Annotated in this window: 18 protein-coding genes; all 18 read right to left on the bottom strand. The window is 35.4% G+C overall.

The features are described from left to right. Window positions 1-7: 7 nt before the first annotated feature. Complete coding sequence (gene rplS / locus Q5Y73_RS04825) at window positions 8-352, bottom strand: 50S ribosomal protein L19 (protein WP_305990689.1); 345 nt, start codon at window positions 350-352, stop codon at window positions 8-10. 157 nt (window positions 353-509) lie between these two features. Then, complete coding sequence (gene trmD / locus Q5Y73_RS04820) at window positions 510-1253, bottom strand: tRNA (guanosine(37)-N1)-methyltransferase TrmD (RefSeq protein WP_305990688.1); 744 nt, start codon at window positions 1251-1253, stop codon at window positions 510-512. Window positions 1254-1255: 2 nt separating this feature from the next. Beyond that, complete coding sequence (rimM, locus tag Q5Y73_RS04815) at window positions 1256-1780, bottom strand: ribosome maturation factor RimM (protein ID WP_305990687.1); 525 nt, start codon at window positions 1778-1780, stop codon at window positions 1256-1258. A gap of 128 nt (window positions 1781-1908) precedes the next feature. Beyond that, window positions 1909-2139: a KH domain-containing protein gene (locus Q5Y73_RS04810; RefSeq protein WP_305990686.1), complete on the bottom strand. Its 231-nt coding sequence runs from the start codon at window positions 2137-2139 to the stop codon at window positions 1909-1911. Between the two features lie 24 nt (window positions 2140-2163). Then, window positions 2164-2436, bottom strand: a complete 273-nt coding sequence (gene rpsP / locus Q5Y73_RS04805) for a 30S ribosomal protein S16 (RefSeq protein ID WP_305990685.1) — start codon at window positions 2434-2436, stop codon at window positions 2164-2166. Window positions 2437-2478: 42 nt separating this feature from the next. Continuing rightward, window positions 2479-3846, bottom strand: a complete 1368-nt coding sequence (ffh, locus tag Q5Y73_RS04800) for a signal recognition particle protein (RefSeq protein WP_305990684.1) — start codon at window positions 3844-3846, stop codon at window positions 2479-2481. Between the two features lie 27 nt (window positions 3847-3873). Next, the gene (locus tag Q5Y73_RS04795; RefSeq protein WP_305990683.1) at window positions 3874-4224 is read right to left on the bottom strand and encodes a putative DNA-binding protein; all 351 of its coding nucleotides are present in this window, start codon (window positions 4222-4224) and stop codon (window positions 3874-3876) included. Window positions 4225-4463: 239 nt separating this feature from the next. Beyond that, window positions 4464-5477, bottom strand: coding sequence for a signal recognition particle-docking protein FtsY (gene ftsY / locus Q5Y73_RS04790; RefSeq protein ID WP_305990682.1), 1014 nt, complete (start codon window positions 5475-5477; stop codon window positions 4464-4466). Window positions 5478-5520: 43 nt separating this feature from the next. Then, complete coding sequence (gene smc, locus Q5Y73_RS04785) at window positions 5521-9105, bottom strand: chromosome segregation protein SMC (protein ID WP_305990681.1); 3585 nt, start codon at window positions 9103-9105, stop codon at window positions 5521-5523. A 312-nt stretch (window positions 9106-9417) separates the two neighbouring features. Continuing rightward, entirely contained in the window at window positions 9418-10110 is a 693-nt protein-coding gene (gene rnc, locus Q5Y73_RS04780) for a ribonuclease III (protein ID WP_305990680.1), read from the bottom strand. Window positions 10111-10174: 64 nt separating this feature from the next. Further along, window positions 10175-11407 (bottom strand): beta-ketoacyl-ACP synthase II, encoded by a 1233-nt coding sequence (fabF, locus tag Q5Y73_RS04775; protein ID WP_305990679.1) that lies wholly within the window; start codon window positions 11405-11407, stop codon window positions 10175-10177. 412 nt (window positions 11408-11819) lie between these two features. Then, window positions 11820-12053, bottom strand: coding sequence for an acyl carrier protein (locus tag Q5Y73_RS04770; RefSeq protein WP_305990678.1), 234 nt, complete (start codon window positions 12051-12053; stop codon window positions 11820-11822). A gap of 70 nt (window positions 12054-12123) precedes the next feature. Further along, window positions 12124-12864 (bottom strand): 3-oxoacyl-[acyl-carrier-protein] reductase, encoded by a 741-nt coding sequence (gene fabG / locus Q5Y73_RS04765; RefSeq protein WP_305990677.1) that lies wholly within the window; start codon window positions 12862-12864, stop codon window positions 12124-12126. After that, window positions 12857-13798 (bottom strand): ACP S-malonyltransferase, encoded by a 942-nt coding sequence (gene fabD, locus Q5Y73_RS04760; RefSeq protein WP_305990676.1) that lies wholly within the window; start codon window positions 13796-13798, stop codon window positions 12857-12859. The genes fabG and fabD overlap by 8 nt, the downstream gene beginning before the upstream one ends. 109 nt (window positions 13799-13907) lie before the next feature. Next, a complete protein-coding gene (locus tag Q5Y73_RS04755) occupies window positions 13908-14843 on the bottom strand; it encodes a beta-ketoacyl-ACP synthase III (protein WP_305990675.1) in 936 nt (311 codons plus the stop codon). 12 nt (window positions 14844-14855) lie between these two features. Continuing rightward, window positions 14856-15842 (bottom strand): phosphate acyltransferase PlsX, encoded by a 987-nt coding sequence (gene plsX / locus Q5Y73_RS04750; RefSeq protein WP_305990674.1) that lies wholly within the window; start codon window positions 15840-15842, stop codon window positions 14856-14858. Between the two features lie 18 nt (window positions 15843-15860). Continuing rightward, window positions 15861-16436: a transcription factor FapR gene (gene fapR, locus Q5Y73_RS04745; RefSeq protein WP_305990873.1), complete on the bottom strand. Its 576-nt coding sequence runs from the start codon at window positions 16434-16436 to the stop codon at window positions 15861-15863. Window positions 16437-16546: 110 nt separating this feature from the next. After that, entirely contained in the window at window positions 16547-16720 is a 174-nt protein-coding gene (rpmF, locus tag Q5Y73_RS04740; RefSeq protein ID WP_305990673.1) for a 50S ribosomal protein L32, read from the bottom strand.

Raw genomic sequence — 16720 nt, 5'->3', positions numbered from 1 at the left:
CCTTTTTTTATCTTCTAATTTCTTTAATTCTTGCTGCTTTACCGCGAAGTGCACGTAAGTAATATAACTTAGCACGACGAACTTTACCACGGCGAACAACATCGATTTTATCAATTTTAGGTGAGTGTAATGGGAAAGTTCTTTCAACACCAACACCGTAAGATATTTTTCTTACAGTAAACGTCTCACTAATTCCGCCACCACGTCTTTTGATAACTACACCTTCAAAGATCTGAATACGTTCACGAGATCCCTCGATAACTTTAACGTGTACTTTTAAAGTGTCTCCAGCACGAAAGCTTGGTAAATCTTGACGTAATTGATCTTGTGTAATTTCTCTAACAATATTCATGAGTATTTCCTCCTTCCAAACAGATGTTCATACCGTCTATGAATATAGAATGAATTCCTATATATATTTTACGAGCAGAGGACCACCTTAGTCGATCACAACAGATTGTATTTTACCATATCGTGCTTGAAAACTCAATGTGAAATTATGATTTTGCCTATGTTTTTTTTGGTTTTAGTTTAATTTCATTTATGTAATTTTCTTGTTCTTTACTTAAAGTCAATTCTTCTAACAATTCTGGTCTTCTCTCCAGCGTTCTACGCAAGGCTTCCTTTTCTCTCCATTTTTCAATATTTTTATGATGACCTGACATTAATACATCTGGAACATCTAACCCTCTAAATGAAGCTGGTCTTGTATATTGTGGGTATTCCAACAACCCAGAACTAAAAGAATCATTCCCTGCAGATGTTTCATTTCCTAATACTCCAGGCAAAAGCCGAACAACACTATCAATAACTGCCATGGCTGGAATCTCTCCACCAGTTAATATATAATCACCAATAGAAATTTCATCCGTAACCAAATGTTTCCTAATTCTTTCATCATACCCTTCATAATGTCCACATATGAAAATAAGATGTTCAGATCTGGACAATTCTTCAGCTTTTTTTTGGTTAAACTTTTCACCTTGCGGACACATTAAAACAACTTTATACTCCGAATCACCTTTCTCTAAAAGGTTTTCAACAGCTGAAAAAATGGGTTCGGGTTTTAATACCATCCCCGCTCCACCACCATAAGGGTAATCATCTACAGTTTTATGTTTATTATTAGCATAATCACGAAAATTAATAGTATTTAAAGCAACTAGTCCCTTCTCGTTTGCTTTCCCTAAAATACTTTCTTTAAAAACCCCTTGAAACATATCTGGAAATAAGGTTAGAACATCGATTTTCATGTTTATAACATTCCTTCCATTAATCGAATCTTAACCACTTTTTCCTGTATATTTACATTTAGTAAAACATCATCGATGACTGGGATTAACAAATCATTTCCTTTATTATGCTTAACGACCCAAACATCATTAGCTCCTGGTGTTAAAATATCAATAATTTTCCCTAGTTCTTCATTTTCTTCTGTTAACACTCTGCACCCAATAATTTCATGGAAATAATATTCATCTTCAGGAAGCTCAACCAATTGCTCTTCAGAAACGTATAAAACGGAATTTTTATATTTTTCAACTTCATTAATATGATTAAAGCCCTTAAACTTCACGATATACACTTCTTTGTGGGGACGTGCTGATTCCACTGTCAAAGCTTGATATTTGTTTTCATTCTCTAACTGTACATATAATTGACTATCTTTTTTGAATCTAATTTCTGGAAAATCAGACTTTGAGACAATTTTTAAATCTCCACGCAAACCATGAGTATTTACAATTTTGCCTACTCTGTAATACTTTTTATTTTCCTCCAATTTCCTTCACTCCTAAACAAACATTAGACGCAACCTTTTGATTAATATACCCATTAAAAAGTTAAATCTTCTTATTTACTTTATAAAAAATGATAAACAAAAAGGTTAGGAAGTTTATTCCCTAACCCTTATTGAATAATATCAATGTATACACGCTTTTTCTCTTTAACAGCTGCTGAAGATACAACTGTACGAAGCGCTTTTGCGATCCGACCTTGTTTGCCAATCACCTTACCCATATCATCGCTATGGACTGACAATTGATAAACCGTTTCACGATCTTTTTCTACTTCATTCACATGAACATCTTCTGGATGGTCTACAAGTGCCTTTACGATCGTTATAATTAACTCTTTCATAAAAAGCCCCTCCGTATGAAGATATTATTTTTGAAGCTTTTGCTCATGAAAAGCTTTCATGATTCCTGCATTACTGAATAAATTGCGTACAGTATCAGAAGGTTTTGCACCAGTACCTAACCACTTTAGTGCTTTCTCTTCATTGATGCTTACTGTAGCAGGCTCAGTTAGTGGGTTATATGTTCCAATTTCCTCGATGAAACGTCCATCACGAGGAGAACGAGAGTCTGATACAACGACACGATAAAATGGTGCTTTATGAGCACCCATACGTTTTAAGCGAATACGAGTTGCCATTATGTTTTCACCTCCTTAATAAAGTAACAAGTTTTGAACTCCCTATCCAAAAGGAAATTTAAATCCTTTTCCTAACTTGGGTTTCTTTCCTTTTTTACCTTGTCCACCCATCATAGTTGAAAATTGCTTCATCATTTTTTTCATATCTTCAAACTGTTTTAGTAATCTATTTACATCTTTTACAGAAGTACCACTACCAAGAGCAATCCGTTTACGACGGCTTGCATTTAAAATTTCTGGTTTTCGTTTTTCCTCTGTTGTCATTGATTTAACAATCGCTTCTACACGCGCAAGCTGTTTTTCATCTACATTTAGGTTTTTCATATTTTTCATTTTGCCCATCCCAGGCATCATATCCATAATTTGATCAAGTGGACCCATATTTCTGACTTGTTCCATTTGCTCAAGAAAATCCTCAAATGTAAATTCAGCTTTACGCATTTTGCGTTCCATTTCTTTGGCTTTTTCTTCATCGATATTCGTTTGTGCTTTCTCAATTAAACTCAGCATGTCACCCATACCTAAAATACGAGAAGCCATTCTGTCAGGATAAAAAGGTTCTAGAGCATCAATTTTTTCTCCCATAGCAGCAAACTTAATAGGTTTTCCTGTTACTGCTTTTACAGAAAGCGCAGCACCACCTCGAGTATCACCATCTAGTTTTGTTAAAACAACTCCGGTTAATTCGAGCTGCTCATTGAAGCTTTCGGCTACGTTCACAGCATCCTGCCCCGTCATGGAGTCTACAACTAACAATACTTCATCAGGTTTCACTGTTTCTTTAATTTCTTTAAGCTCATTCATTAATTCTTCATCGATATGTAATCGACCTGCTGTATCAATGATGACATAGTCATTGTGATTTTCCTTCGCTTGCTGCAAACCTTGTTTGGCTATATCTACAGGATTTGCTTTATCACCTAATGAAAATACTGGTGCATCAATTTGCTCTCCTAAAATTTGAAGCTGTTTGATCGCAGCAGGTCTATAGATATCTGCAGCAATTAAAAGTGGTTTATGGTTTTGCTTTTGTAAGTATTTCGCTAGTTTACCTGTTGTAGTTGTTTTACCAGCCCCTTGTAAACCAGCCATCATAATAATTGTAGGAGGTTTGTTGGATTTATTTAACTTGCTTTGTGTTTCCCCCATTAAAGAAGTTAATTCTTTATTAACGATATCGATGATGACCATACCAGGCGTAAAACTTTCCATCACATCCTGCCCGATCGCTTTTTCTTTCACTTTGTTGATGAAATCTTTAACTACCTTAAAGTTTACATCCGCTTCAAGAAGAGCGAGTCTAACTTCACGCATCGCATCCTTCACATCATTTTCAGAAACTTTTCCTTTACCTTTTAATTTTCCGAAAACATTTTGCAATCTACTTGATAATCCTTCAAAAGCTGCCATTCATCTTCACCCCCAGATCCTTTAATTTTATATCTCATCAATGCTTTTTATTTTATTTATAATGTTTGTCATCTGTTTATTCTCTTTTAGATCCATTATGTGGTCGTTTAATTGATTTAATAGTTCATTTCGATCAATAAAGTTTGCCACTAAGTGCAGCTTGTTTTCATATTGCTCAAGCACATGTTCTGCCCGTTTTATATGTTCATATATAGCTTGTCTGCTTATTTGAAATTGTTCCGCAATTTCACCCAAGGAATAATCATCCTGGAAGTAAAACTTTAAGTATGTTTGCTGTTTCTCGGTTAATAAGTTCTGATAAAAATCAAATAACAGATTAATTCGATTCGTTTTTTCTAACATTTTATCAGCAGACATATTCTCTTCTCCTTCTGTCAAGGAATATATCCTTACAGTCAACTTTATACATCATAATGGATTCGTAAGTTAATGTCAAGTGGTTTTACTTGATAGGAACCTGAGAGTAACGATAGCAAACTAATAAGAATTAATAAAAACGATAGGGAGTAGAATACACTTTTTTTACTTATAGAAAAAAGGATATCAAATCATCATGACATCCTTTTAACCTTTTTAATAAGGCACTATACTAACTTTTACTCCTCCGAAACCTCGTCCGCTTCTTCTCTTTCCTCTTCATCTTTTATCAATCCTGCAAATAAAGCATGAACGAATTGTTCAGAATCAAATTCCTGCAAATCATCCATTTTCTCCCCCAAACCAACAAACTTCACAGGGATATCCATTCCATTTCGGATCGCTACTACAATTCCACCTTTTGCAGTACCATCAAGCTTTGTTAAGACTAATCCAGTAACACCCGTTTTTTCTCCGAACAACTTCGCTTGGCTTAATGCGTTCTGACCTGTTGTTGCATCTAATACAAGTAAAACCTCATGAGGTGCATTTGGAACTTCGCGTTTAATGACACGGTATATTTTATTAAGCTCCTCCATCAAGTTTGTTTTATTTTGCAATCTACCTGCTGTATCACATAGTAAAATGTCTGCTTCTCTCTTTTTAGCAGCTTGAAGTGCATCAAAAATGACGGCAGCCGGATCTGAACCAGCCTGCTGTTTAATTACATCAACACCAACACGATTTCCCCATACCTCAAGCTGTTCTATCGCTCCTGCACGGAACGTATCACCTGCAGCCAATAGTACTTTTTTACCTTCTGAATTAAAGCGATGAGCCATCTTCCCTATTGTTGTCGTTTTACCTACTCCATTTACACCCACAAAAAGAATAACCGTCAAACCAGTCTCTTGGATATTTAAGCTATTGTCCTCTTTACCCGATAACAACTCAACAAGCTTTTCTGATAAAACAGGCTGTAAATCTGCTGCATCTTCGATCTTTTTTTTGCGGACTTCCGTACGCAGTTCATCAATTAAATCCATCACTACGTTCACGCCAACGTCTGCTCCAATTAATATTTCTTCTAGCTCTTCGTAAAAATCCTCATCGATTTTTTTACGTCGAAGAACCAACGTTTCTATTTTTTCAGTAAAAGAAGAACTTGTTTTACTTAATCCTTCCTTAAACTTAGTAGTTACTTCTTCTGTTTTTTTGGAAATCTTATCTTTTAACTTTTTAAAAAAACTCATATTTATCCTCCATCTAATCCTTTATTCATTTTTAATTCATTCTTTATGAAGCTGAGAAAAATCCATCTTCGTCTTCGTCTAATCGAACAGAAACTAGTTTAGATACTCCATCCTCTTCCATAGTAATACCATATAATACATCTGCTTCTTCCATCGTTCCTTTACGGTGTGTAACAACGATAAATTGCGTTTGTAGTGAAAATTCTCGCAAATATTCTGCAAAACGAGTAACATTTGCTTCATCTAGAGCTGCTTCAACCTCATCCAATACACAAAAAGGCACAGGTTTAACATGTAAGATGGCAAATAACAAAGCAATGGCAGTCAACGCCCTTTCCCCTCCAGATAATAACTGAAGATTCTGGAGCTTCTTTCCTGGTGGTTGTGCAACGATATCCACACCTGTTTCCAGTATATTTTCTGGATCACTTAGTACTAAATCTGCTCTTCCTCCACCAAATAACCTTGCAAATACAACGACAAAATTTTTGCGTATTTCTTCAAAAGTAGTAATAAAACGCTGTGACATTTCATCACCTAATTGCTCAATGACTTGATACAGTGTATCTTTAGCTTCAATCAAATCCTGCTGTTGCTGGGACAAAAATTCAAATCGATTATGAATTCGTTCATACTCATCGATTGCACCTAGGTTGACATCACCTAAGGAGGTGATCTTTCTTTTTAATTGTTTTACCATTTCTTGTGTTTCTACAATATCTGTAGGAACAGGATATCGCTCTTTTGCTAGTTCAAAACTGAGCTCGTAATCCTCTGAAAGTTTATTTAATAAATTATCTAACTCAACATCCAATCGATTCGCTTTTACTTCAACTTGATGAAACTTATCCTCCGTTTTTTTAAGGGCTATCCTTTGTTCTTTTGTTTCACTTTCTTTTAATTCAATCGTTTGTAATCCGTCTGCCCGCTCTTTTCTTTTAAATGCAATTTGATTGGTGCATTCTTGTTTGTTTATTTTAAGAAGGTTCAATTTTTCAACTTGTTCTACATGTTCTTGTTCATTCTGTTCAATTTCTACTTCAAGCTTTTGTTGAATTTGTTGATTCGAATCCATTTCTTGCTGCAGCAGCTCTAATTCCTGACGAAAACGATCTAATTGTTCTAAAGCAGCCTGCCTTTCCTGTGTAATAGAAGCTACTTTCACCCGCAATTCAGTTAATTCATTTTGAACTTCATCTTTGATGGTTTGTTGTTCTTTACGGTTTTCTTCAACTTCCTTCATAACCTGTTGAGTTTCTTTTTCAGTTAATTTGGCTGTTGATAATTTTTCACTTTCTATTTTTTCTCTTTCTATTAAATTCTGTGTTTTTACTAATATTTGATCGATTTCTTTTTGATTTGATATCATCTGTGATTGTGTATGCTCCATTTGCTGTTTGCATTGCTGGATTTCAGCCTGAATTTTCTGCTCTTGCAAACGAAGCTGTTCACCAATTGTTCTCAGTTCTTCTAATTCTGAAGATGTATCAGAAATTTCTTTTTTAATGTTTTTACTTTTTTCCTGTAATTGATCAAGCTGTACCTGAGAATTTATTATTTGTTGCTCCAATTCTTCAATTTGTCTTTTTCGACCTAAGAGATTCGCATTTTTCTTTTGAACGCTCCCCCCAGTCATAGAACCACCTGCATTTACAACATCGCCATCTAATGTAACTACTTTAAATCGATATGAGCAATAAGCAGCAATTCGATTAGCTTGTTCTAAACTTTTTGCAATAATAACCTGACCTAATAAATTAGAAACGATGGATTGGTAAGTAGAATCAAAATGTATTAAGTCAGCAGCTATACCAATGAATCCTTCATTTTGACTCATTTTGTTCAGTTCATGAGAAGGAATAGATCGCGACTTGATAACATCTAATGGTAAAAATGTAGCTCGACCTAATTTTCTCTGCTTTAAATAGGAAATAGCTTGGCGACTGTCCTGTTCATTCTCCATTACGATAAACTGCAGAGCTCCTCCTAATGCTGTTTCTACTGCGGTTTCTAAATTAGCAGGAACGTTTACTAACTCAGCTACAGCACCATGAACACCTTTTAAACCTCCGGAAGTTTGACCTCGTTTTTTCAACACTTCCTTAACACCATGAAAGAAACCATCAAAATCGTTTTCCATTTCTTTAAAGGTATCTTTTCTAGAAATTAAAGTATTCAGTTTTTGCTGCCACTTTTGTACAGTCAACAAAATATCCTCTAACAATCTTTGCTTTTGTTTTACTTGTTCACTGATTTGAATGTATTTATCTTTAGAGACATCGATTTCATCTTGTATTTGATGCAAAGAATTTAATGTCACTTTATTTTGTTTAGAAAGATCATCATTTTGTTCAGTTAAAAGCTTATGTAATTGTTCGAGTTCTTCTATTTTCTCATCGTTGCCTTTAAGCTGTTGCTGAATATTGGTAATTTCATTTTGACCCTGCGCAATTTCATTAATTGTTTTCAAAAGTTTCTCTTGCAGCTGTTCTTCAGAGTCAATGTTTAATTCTGACGTAATTCCTATTAAATGTTTATGTTTATCTTGTAAATTGAATTCGGCTTCTTCAAGTTGTTTTAAAATCGAATCTAGTCTGTTTTCATATGAATGTTGTTCATTTTTTATATTATCAAAACGCTGATTTTTTTCAGAGATCAAAATCTGCTGCTGTGATTTTTGCTGTAATAAATTCTTATGGCGCTCTTTTAAAACCTCGCCAAAACCCTCACTCTTCTCAACCTCTTCGCTCAGATTTAATAAGACGCTTTGCAATTGATCCAATTCTTCTTCAAGCTGCTTTGCAAGCATTCGGTCTTTTTCAATCGTAGCGTCATGTTGATTAACGATTGTTGAAAGCTCAATCTGTTTATTTTGAAGTTCGTTTAAAGTATCTGAAGCTGCTTTCCAGTTTTGATGTGAATCTTCTATTTTATATACATAAAGGGATATGTCGTGTGTTTTTAATTGTTCCTTTAATTCCTTATATAGGATGGCCTTCTCAGACTGCTTTTGCAATGGTTCAATCTGATCCTCTAATTCGGCGATAAGATCATAAATTCTGAGTAAGTTTTGCTCAGTTTCAGCCAGTTTTTTTTCTGATTCTTTTTTCCGTGATTTAAATTTTACTATGCCAGAGGCTTCTTCAAAAATGCCTCTTCTTTCTTCTGAACGGTTGCTTAATATTTCCTCAATTTTACCTTGTCCTATGATGGAATAAGCTTCCCTACCTATTCCAGTATCCATAAACAGCTCTATGATATCCTTCAGTCTACAAGCTTGTTTATTAATGAAATATTCACTATCGCCACTGCGATGAATACGACGAGTTACAGTAACTTCACTAAAATCCAGTGACAATTTTTCATCTGTATTGTCCAATGTAAGTGAAACTTCTCCAAAATTCACAGGTCTTCTCTTCTCACTACCTGCGAAAATGATATCCTCCATTTTTCCTCCACGAAGGGATTTAGCTCTTTGTTCACCTAACACCCAACGTATGGAATCAGAAATGTTGCTTTTTCCACTTCCATTTGGACCAACAACAGCAGTAATACCCTGTACAAAATCTAATGCTGTTTTGTCAGCAAATGATTTAAAACCACTTAATTCAATCCTTTTTAAAAACATATAAAGGTCTCACCTCATGAATAAATATACCACAATTTCTCCCCAAAAAGTGAACAAGATTCAAGGTAGATATATCCGAATACTTTCCGGGGACCCCATGAACTTTTCCACAAAAGTGAAGAAAATTCATAGAAGAATAATCCTATTACTTTTGCGGGGCCCAATAAGCCTAGAACACCAAAAAGTGAAGAAAAATCCTTAAAAATGAAAAGAGGCTCCTCCAAGTATTATTGTATACTTGAGGCGCCTTTTTTAACAAACCCAAAACTTCATTCGACGATTTCTACAAAAGCTCATCAATCTATAATTTAATTATTTATAATTTAATTTTATAAGTGCTTTTGACGCTGCTTGTTGCTCTGCTTCTTTTTTTGATCGACCTTTACCCTGACCTAAACTAGTATCATTCATACTCACTTCAGATACAAACAACCTTTCATGAGCTGGACCACTTTCATCTACTATTCTATATTTAATAACACCCATATTATGTTGTTGAGTAAATTCTTGAAGTTGTGTTTTATAGTCTTTCAATTGAGGTTTGCCTTCGCTAGACAATTTGGGAAATATATACTTTTCCAAGAAAGACTTCACTGCTTCTAAACCTTGATCAAGAAATAGTGCCCCCATAAAAGACTCAAAAAGATCTGCCAACAAAGCAGGCCTTGCTCTTCCTCCAGTTAGTTCCTCGCCTTTACCTAGAAACGCATATGCCCCAAAATCTAATGCCGAAGCAAACTTTTCCAAGGAAGGCTCACACACAATTGAAGCTCTTAGTTTTGTTAACTCTCCCTCTGGTAATCTTCGATAGGTTTGAAATAAATATTCAGAGATCGTTAATTCTAGTACTGCATCACCTAGAAACTCTAATCTTTCATTATCTTCATATTTAGATAAGCGATGTTCATTCACATAAGATGAATGAGTAAATGCTTGCTTTAATAATTTTTGATTTTTAAAATAAATATCCAACTTAGTCTGTAATTGTTTTAAATCCTGATTCATATATTTCACCACCTGATCGATTAAAATATGACTCCATTGAAAGAATGATATGATCAAATTTCATTTATAATTTTTTCATAATGATGCTCGCATTATGTCCACCAAAACCAAAAGAATTTGACAATGCGATTTGAACATCCGTTTTTCTTGCTACATTAGCTACATAATCCAGATCACAATCGGGATCTTGATTATCAAGATTAATAGTAGGTGGGATCATACCGTTTTTTATAGTTAATCCAGTTATAACAGCTTCAATTCCCCCAGCAGCACCTAGTAAATGACCTGTCATTGATTTAGTTGAACTAACTGCCAATTCATAAGCATGCTTGCCAAAAGTATTTTTAATAGCATTTGTTTCAGAGATATCTCCAACAGGTGTAGAAGTACCATGAGCATTGATATAATCTACATCTTTTGGTTCAATCCCAGCATCCTTTAGTGCATTTTTCATACATCGCTCAGCACCGTCTGGAGATGGATCAGTAATATGATATGCATCACCACTCATTCCATAACCTATAATTTCACCGTAGATTTTAGCATTTCGTTTTATTGCATGTTCATAAGATTCTAATATTAAAACCCCAGAACCTTCTCCCATAACAAAACCATCTCTACCAGTATCAAATGGGCGGCTAGCTTTTTCTGGCTCATCATTTCTTGTTGACATAGCACGAAGTGAACTAAATCCAGCCATTCCTATTAAAGTAATGGGCGCTTCTGCTCCACCACAAATCATAATATCAGCATCACCACGCTGTATTATTTTATAAGAATCACCAATGGAATGAGTACCTGTTGCACAAGCCGTAACCGGCGTAGTATTAGGACCTTTAGCTCCCGTACGAATTGATATTTGTCCTGAAGCCATATTAGCAATCATCATTGGGATAAAGAATGGGCTTACACGTTTTGGGCCTTTCTTTTGTAATATTGTATGTTGTTCCTCCCATGTTTGAAGACCACCAACACCTGAGCCTACAATAACCCCGACTCTTTCCGGATCTGCATCTTCTTGAATATTCAAGTTAGAGTCTTCTAAAGCGTGTGTAGCGGCTGCAATAGCTAATTGAACAAAACGATCCATTTTGCGCGCTTCTTTTTTTTCCATATATTTCTCAGGATTAAAATCTTTTATAGAAGCAGCAATTTTCGTGCTTATTTCGCTTACATCTATGGATTCAATATTGGAAACTCCTGACTTGCCCTCTAATATGTTGTCCCAAAATGCTTCTAGTTCAGAACCTAGGGAAGACATGACACCTAAACCTGTTATCACAACTCTTTGATTCATTCACATTCACCTCTATATAAAACATATGAGATCCTCGACATCTATAACCGTGAGAGATTCTCAGTTAGTTATTAAATTTACTACATTTTCTATGAAAATTACTTTTTTTAAAATTATAGCTATGTATACTTATTTTTTCAGTAAGGTTAATTATACCATATAAATCAAAATGTAACAAACGTTAGTTCGCTACATTAAAATGGTTGAGGGGAGTCCGTTATACTCTTGCAATAATTTTTAATACAAAATCACCAATCGGTGACCTTTCGGAGATATCGTCGAATTTAAGGTTCCTATGTATAAACATTATATTTTTCCCTCTATTTACATCATTTACAAGTATAAAATGATAGATAAGAGTCCCGTTATTGAACGGGACTTGAAGATTCTAATTAAATTATATAAGGTTCAATTATTTATGTGATTCTATGTAATTCACAACTTCACCTACGGTATTAATTTTTTCAGCATCTTCATCAGAAATTTCCATTTCAAACTCATCTTCTAATTCCATTATTAGCTCAACTACATCTAAAGAATCTGCACCTAAATCATCTTTAAAAGATGCTTCGGGAGTAACTTCAGCTACATCAACACCAAGACGATCAACAATAATTTTCTTAATGCGATCTACTACTTCTGACATTCAGTTCACCTCCTCCATGGTATTATACTTAAAATCATATAAAATTTCCATATGCAAAAAGCATATTTAATTACATATACATACCGCCATCAACATGTAACGTTTGACCAGTAATGTAGGCAGCCTGATCAGAAGCAAGGAATTTAACTGCATTGGCAATTTCTTCTGGTTGTCCCATCCTTGCAAGAGGAATTTGACTTAATATTCCTTCTTCCATATCCCTTTTTAGATGCCCTGTCATGTCTGTTTCAATAAATCCAGGTGCCACTGCATTCACAGTAATCCCACGTGATGCCAGTTCTCTTGCTGCAGATTTAGTTAAACCAATCACTCCAGCTTTTGCAGCTACGTAATTAGCTTGCCCAGCATTCCCCAATACACCTACTACAGATGAAATATTAATAATTCTACCTGAGCGCTGCTTCATCATTGGTCTTGTTGCTGCTTTTATACAATTAAAAACACCTTTTAAATTGATATCTATAACTTGATCAAACTCATCTTCCTTCATGCGCATTAATAAATTATCTCTAGTAACTCCTGCATTATTTACCAATATGTCAACTTTGCCAAATGTTTCAATTGCTTGTTTGAACATATTTGCTACTTCAAATGTCTGAGACACATTGGCTTGAATTTTAATCGCTTTTCGACCTAAGTCCTCTATCGCTTCGACAACTTCAGCTGCAGCTTTTTCATTCCCTGCAAAATTAACAACGATATCTGCTCCTGCTTCTGCCAATGAAAGTGCTATCGCTTTCCCTATACCGCGAGATGCGCCAGTTACTAGAGCTACTTTCCCATTAAGCATGTAATCCCTCCATTTTAAAACCATCTATTGATTTCATATCCTGTATCGATATGACTTTTACTTTACGATTAATTTTTTTTATTAACCCAGACAAAACTTTTCCAGAACCGATTTCAATAAAAGTATCCACACCTTGCTCGAGCAAGTATAAAATGCTGGCTTCCCACAAAACAGGCGCGCATACTTGATCAACTAATAGTTTTTTAATTTCGGATGCTTCTGCAACTGCACTTGCTGTTACGTTTGCTACAACCGGAAATTCAGGAGAGTTCAACTGAATCCCATCTAATTCCTTTGAAAGCTTGTCTGCTGCCGTTTTCATAAGAGTTGAATGAAAAGGTCCACTTACTTCTAATGGAAGCACTCTCTTGGCTCCCACTTCTTTCCCTCTCTCAACAATCGCTTGAATACCTTCCGACGTGCCTGAGATAACAATTTGACCAGGACAATTTACATTCGCCATTTCAACTAAACCTACATCATGACTAACTTCTTTGCATAATTCCTCTAACTTATCTCTTTCCAAACCAAGAACCGCTGCCATTGAACCTTTGCCTTCTGGCACAGCCTGATCCATAAATTCGCCCCGTAAACGGACTATTCGAACCGCATCCTCAAAACTCATCACACCAGCTGCAACTAATGCACTATATTCTCCTAAACTATGGCCTGCAACAAAATCTGGAGTCAATCCAGCTTCTTTAAAAACCTCATATAGAGCTATACTTGTCGTTAACAGCGCTGGCTGTGTATTATATGTAAGCTTCAATTGATCTTCAGGACCTTGAAATACAAGGTCAGACAACTTGAAATCCAATATTTCATCAGCTTTATTAAAAATAGACTTTGCACTCGCATGTTGTTCATATACATCTAAACCCATGCCAACTACTTGAGCACCTTGTCCTGGAAAAACAAATGCAACTTTTCCCATCTTAATCCACTCCTTATTTCAGTGTAAAAACAACCCGTAAAAGTGAAACAAATCACCGCAGTCAATTACTAGATCTAGATCGTGTTCATGGAAAAACTTGTTTCAACTGTTACCAAATAAGTACAGAAGCTCCCCATGTTAATCCACCACCGAAGCCTACCAACACAATACAATCACCTTCATTTATTCTTCCCTGTTCATTGGCTTCAGCTAGAGCAATTGGTATAGATGCCGCGGATGCATTTCCATAATTCTGTAAATTAATCACACATTTATCCTCTGATAATTCTAAACGTTCTAATGCGGATTGTATGATCCGGATATTGGCTTGATGAGGAACTAATAAATCAATATCGGCCTTATTCATATTTGCTTTTGTCAAAGCTTCTTCAGCAGCAGATCCCATAATGCGCACGGCAAACTTAAATACTTCTCTGCCTTCCATCTCTATATAATCTGTCTTTTTCAGCAAATCTCCTCCAGAACCATCTGAACCCAGTTCAAACGAACGGAATCCTCTGCCTTCATCAACAGGTCCAAGCACAACTGCTCCTGCTCCATCACCAAATAAAATACATGTGTTACGATCTGTATAATCTGTAATTGTGGACAAACTTTCAGCACCTATAACTAGAACATGCTTATATGTACCATTTGCTATAAAATTTGAGGCATTAGCCAAGCTGTAAATGAATCCTGAACAAGCTGCAGACAAATCGTAAGCTGCTGCTTTTTTCGCACCTAATTTATCCTGTAAAATACATGCTGTTGAAGGAAAAGACATATCAGGTGTTACTGTTGCAACAACAATAAGATCAAGGTCTTCAGCCGTTATTCCCGCATTTTTCAAAGCTTCTTCTGATGCTTTTAAAGCAAGGTCTGATGTAGATTGTCCTTCACTAAGTATTCTTCTTTCTTCTATCCCAGTACGGGTTTTTATCCACTCATCATTTGTATCAACCATTTTTTCTAGTTCTTTGTTTGTTAATATTTTTTCAGGGACATATTTTCCAGTCCCAATGATTCCAACTGAAATATTATTCATGATCTGTTAACCTCATTTCTTATTGAACTCTGAAGCAATGGAGGTCACCAATTCTTTTTGAATTGCATTTCTTGCTTGACCAACTGCATTTTTTACTGCATTTGCATCAGAGGAGCCATGACTTTTAATACACACGCCATTTACTCCTAATAAAGGAGCACCGCCATATGTTGTATAATCCATCTTCTTTTTAAAAGCACTCAAGCTAGGTTTTAAAATTGCTGCTGCTGCTTTCCTCAAGAAATTTTTCGTTAATTCCACTTTTAATACAGAAAAAATATTATTTGCTGTTCCTTCCATGGCTTTTAATAAAATATTTCCTACAAATCCATCACACACAAGTACGTCACAATTTCGATTCAATACATCTCTTGCTTCTACATTTCCTATAAAATTGATAGGTAGTTGCTCTAACATTGGGTAAACCGCTTTTGTGATCTCGCTGCCTTTTCCAGCCTCTGTTCCTACATTTAACAATCCAACCCTTGGTGATTCCATTCCATGAATTTTGGACCGATAAATACTGCCCATAACAGCATATTGTACCAAATGCTCCTCAGAAGCATCCATATTAGCTCCTAAATCTAAAGCAAGAATTCCGGCATTGTCCATCGTAGGCATTGTGGGTGCTAATGCAGGTCTTTCTACACCTGGAATGCGACCAATAACTAATAAACCTGTAGTCATTAAAGCACCTGTATTTCCAGCAGAAATCATAGCATCAGCACTTTTGTCTTTAACCATTTTCCCAGCTAATACCATGGAGGAGTTTTTTTTCCGTCGCACAGCTTTTACAGGTTCTTCATCAGCTAAAATCATTTCATCTGTATGATGAATTTTTATATTAGATATGGACTCGTCTAATAACGGCTTAATTTGTTTTTCATCACCAACTAATATGATTTCAATATCTGTCCAATCTTTAGCGGCTAACATAGCGCCCTTTACGTTTACTTCAGGTGCATGATCCCCACCCATCGCATCCATTGCGATTCTCATGGAAGTCACTCCCTTATGTTAAATTTTAAGTTCTGAACGAAAAATGACAAAGTTCCCCTCAAATACAAGTTCGTTACCTACGTAAGTGAATACATCAACATTTGCCTTTTCATGATTCAATGAATCTTTGCGAACATAGGCTTTAGCTATACATTTTTCTCCTAATTTAACGGATCGTATAAAACGAATATCCGCCGAAGCTGTTAATGCCACTTCATCATCAATCACTGCAATAGCCAATGAATTTGCTTGAGAGAATATATGATGACCTCTCGCTATTTTTGTTTTTGAAAATACATGTTCTTCATTCATTTCAAATATAGAAATCCCGCTTTTATCTAATTGCAAATCAACGACTTCTCCAATAACTTCATCAATTTGAAGAGAACGCACCTGATCATACGATTTTTCCGCCATTAATTTTATTCTTTCACGAAGCTCAGGAATACCAAGCTCCATTCGATCCAATCGGATCGTTTGAATGCTGACATTAAATTTCTTTGTAAGTTGTTCATCGGTTATAAAAGGATTTTGTTCGATTTCATTCGCTAATTCCAATAACCGCTTCTGTTTTGGAAGCCTTCCGATTCTCATCACCACCAAATTATTACCTGATACTAAAAGTAGTATATATAAATTTATCACAAAAGTGAAGAAAAAAATAGTACTTCATCGTAATGAAGTACTATTTTTTGTAAAAATTATTATTTTGCTGCGATTTCTCTTCCTTTATATGTTCCACAGTTTTTGCAGACATGATGAGAAAGTTTTAATTCTTCACACTGATCACACTTTACCATACCTGGAACTTCTAATTTGAAATGAGTACGGCGCTTGTCGCGACGAGTTTTAGATGTTCTCCTTTGAGGTACTGCCAT

The organism is Chengkuizengella axinellae (assembly GCF_030730905.1).
In the GTDB taxonomy this organism is placed as follows: Bacteria; Bacillota; Bacilli; order Paenibacillales; family KCTC-33759; genus Chengkuizengella; species Chengkuizengella axinellae.
Note: the sequence above shows the minus strand (reverse complement) of the source record. Positions and strands in the feature narration are given on the sequence as shown.

Excerpts from the sequence above, each read along its gene's own strand:
- Q5Y73_RS04795 (WP_305990683.1), bottom strand. The coding sequence starts at position 4,224 with ATGTCTGCTGATAAAATGTTAGAAAAAACGAATCGAATTAATCTGTTA.
- ffh (WP_305990684.1), bottom strand. The coding sequence starts at position 3,846 with ATGGCAGCTTTTGAAGGATTATCAAGTAGATTGCAAAATGTTTTCGGA.
- fabG (WP_305990677.1), bottom strand. The coding sequence starts at position 12,864 with ATGCTTAATGGGAAAGTAGCTCTAGTAACTGGCGCATCTCGCGGTATA.
- fabF (WP_305990679.1), bottom strand. The coding sequence starts at position 11,407 with ATGAATCAAAGAGTTGTGATAACAGGTTTAGGTGTCATGTCTTCCCTA.
- ftsY (WP_305990682.1), bottom strand. The coding sequence starts at position 5,477 with ATGAGTTTTTTTAAAAAGTTAAAAGATAAGATTTCCAAAAAAACAGAA.
- rplS (WP_305990689.1), bottom strand. The coding sequence starts at position 352 with ATGAATATTGTTAGAGAAATTACACAAGATCAATTACGTCAAGATTTA.
- Q5Y73_RS04810 (WP_305990686.1), bottom strand. The coding sequence starts at position 2,139 with ATGAAAGAGTTAATTATAACGATCGTAAAGGCACTTGTAGACCATCCA.
- fabD (WP_305990676.1), bottom strand. The coding sequence starts at position 13,798 with ATGGGAAAAGTTGCATTTGTTTTTCCAGGACAAGGTGCTCAAGTAGTT.
- rpmF (WP_305990673.1), bottom strand. The coding sequence starts at position 16,720 with ATGGCAGTACCTCAAAGGAGAACATCTAAAACTCGTCGCGACAAGCGC.
- Q5Y73_RS04755 (WP_305990675.1), bottom strand. The coding sequence starts at position 14,843 with ATGAATAATATTTCAGTTGGAATCATTGGGACTGGAAAATATGTCCCT.
- fapR (WP_305990873.1), bottom strand. The coding sequence starts at position 16,436 with ATGAGAATCGGAAGGCTTCCAAAACAGAAGCGGTTATTGGAATTAGCG.
- trmD (WP_305990688.1), bottom strand. The coding sequence starts at position 1,253 with ATGAAAATCGATGTTCTAACCTTATTTCCAGATATGTTTCAAGGGGTT.
- rnc (WP_305990680.1), bottom strand. The coding sequence starts at position 10,110 with ATGAATCAGGATTTAAAACAATTACAGACTAAGTTGGATATTTATTTT.
- plsX (WP_305990674.1), bottom strand. The coding sequence starts at position 15,842 with ATGAGAATCGCAATGGATGCGATGGGTGGGGATCATGCACCTGAAGTA.
- rpsP (WP_305990685.1), bottom strand. The coding sequence starts at position 2,436 with ATGGCAACTCGTATTCGCTTAAAACGTATGGGTGCTCATAAAGCACCA.
- Q5Y73_RS04770 (WP_305990678.1), bottom strand. The coding sequence starts at position 12,053 with ATGTCAGAAGTAGTAGATCGCATTAAGAAAATTATTGTTGATCGTCTT.
- smc (WP_305990681.1), bottom strand. The coding sequence starts at position 9,105 with ATGTTTTTAAAAAGGATTGAATTAAGTGGTTTTAAATCATTTGCTGAC.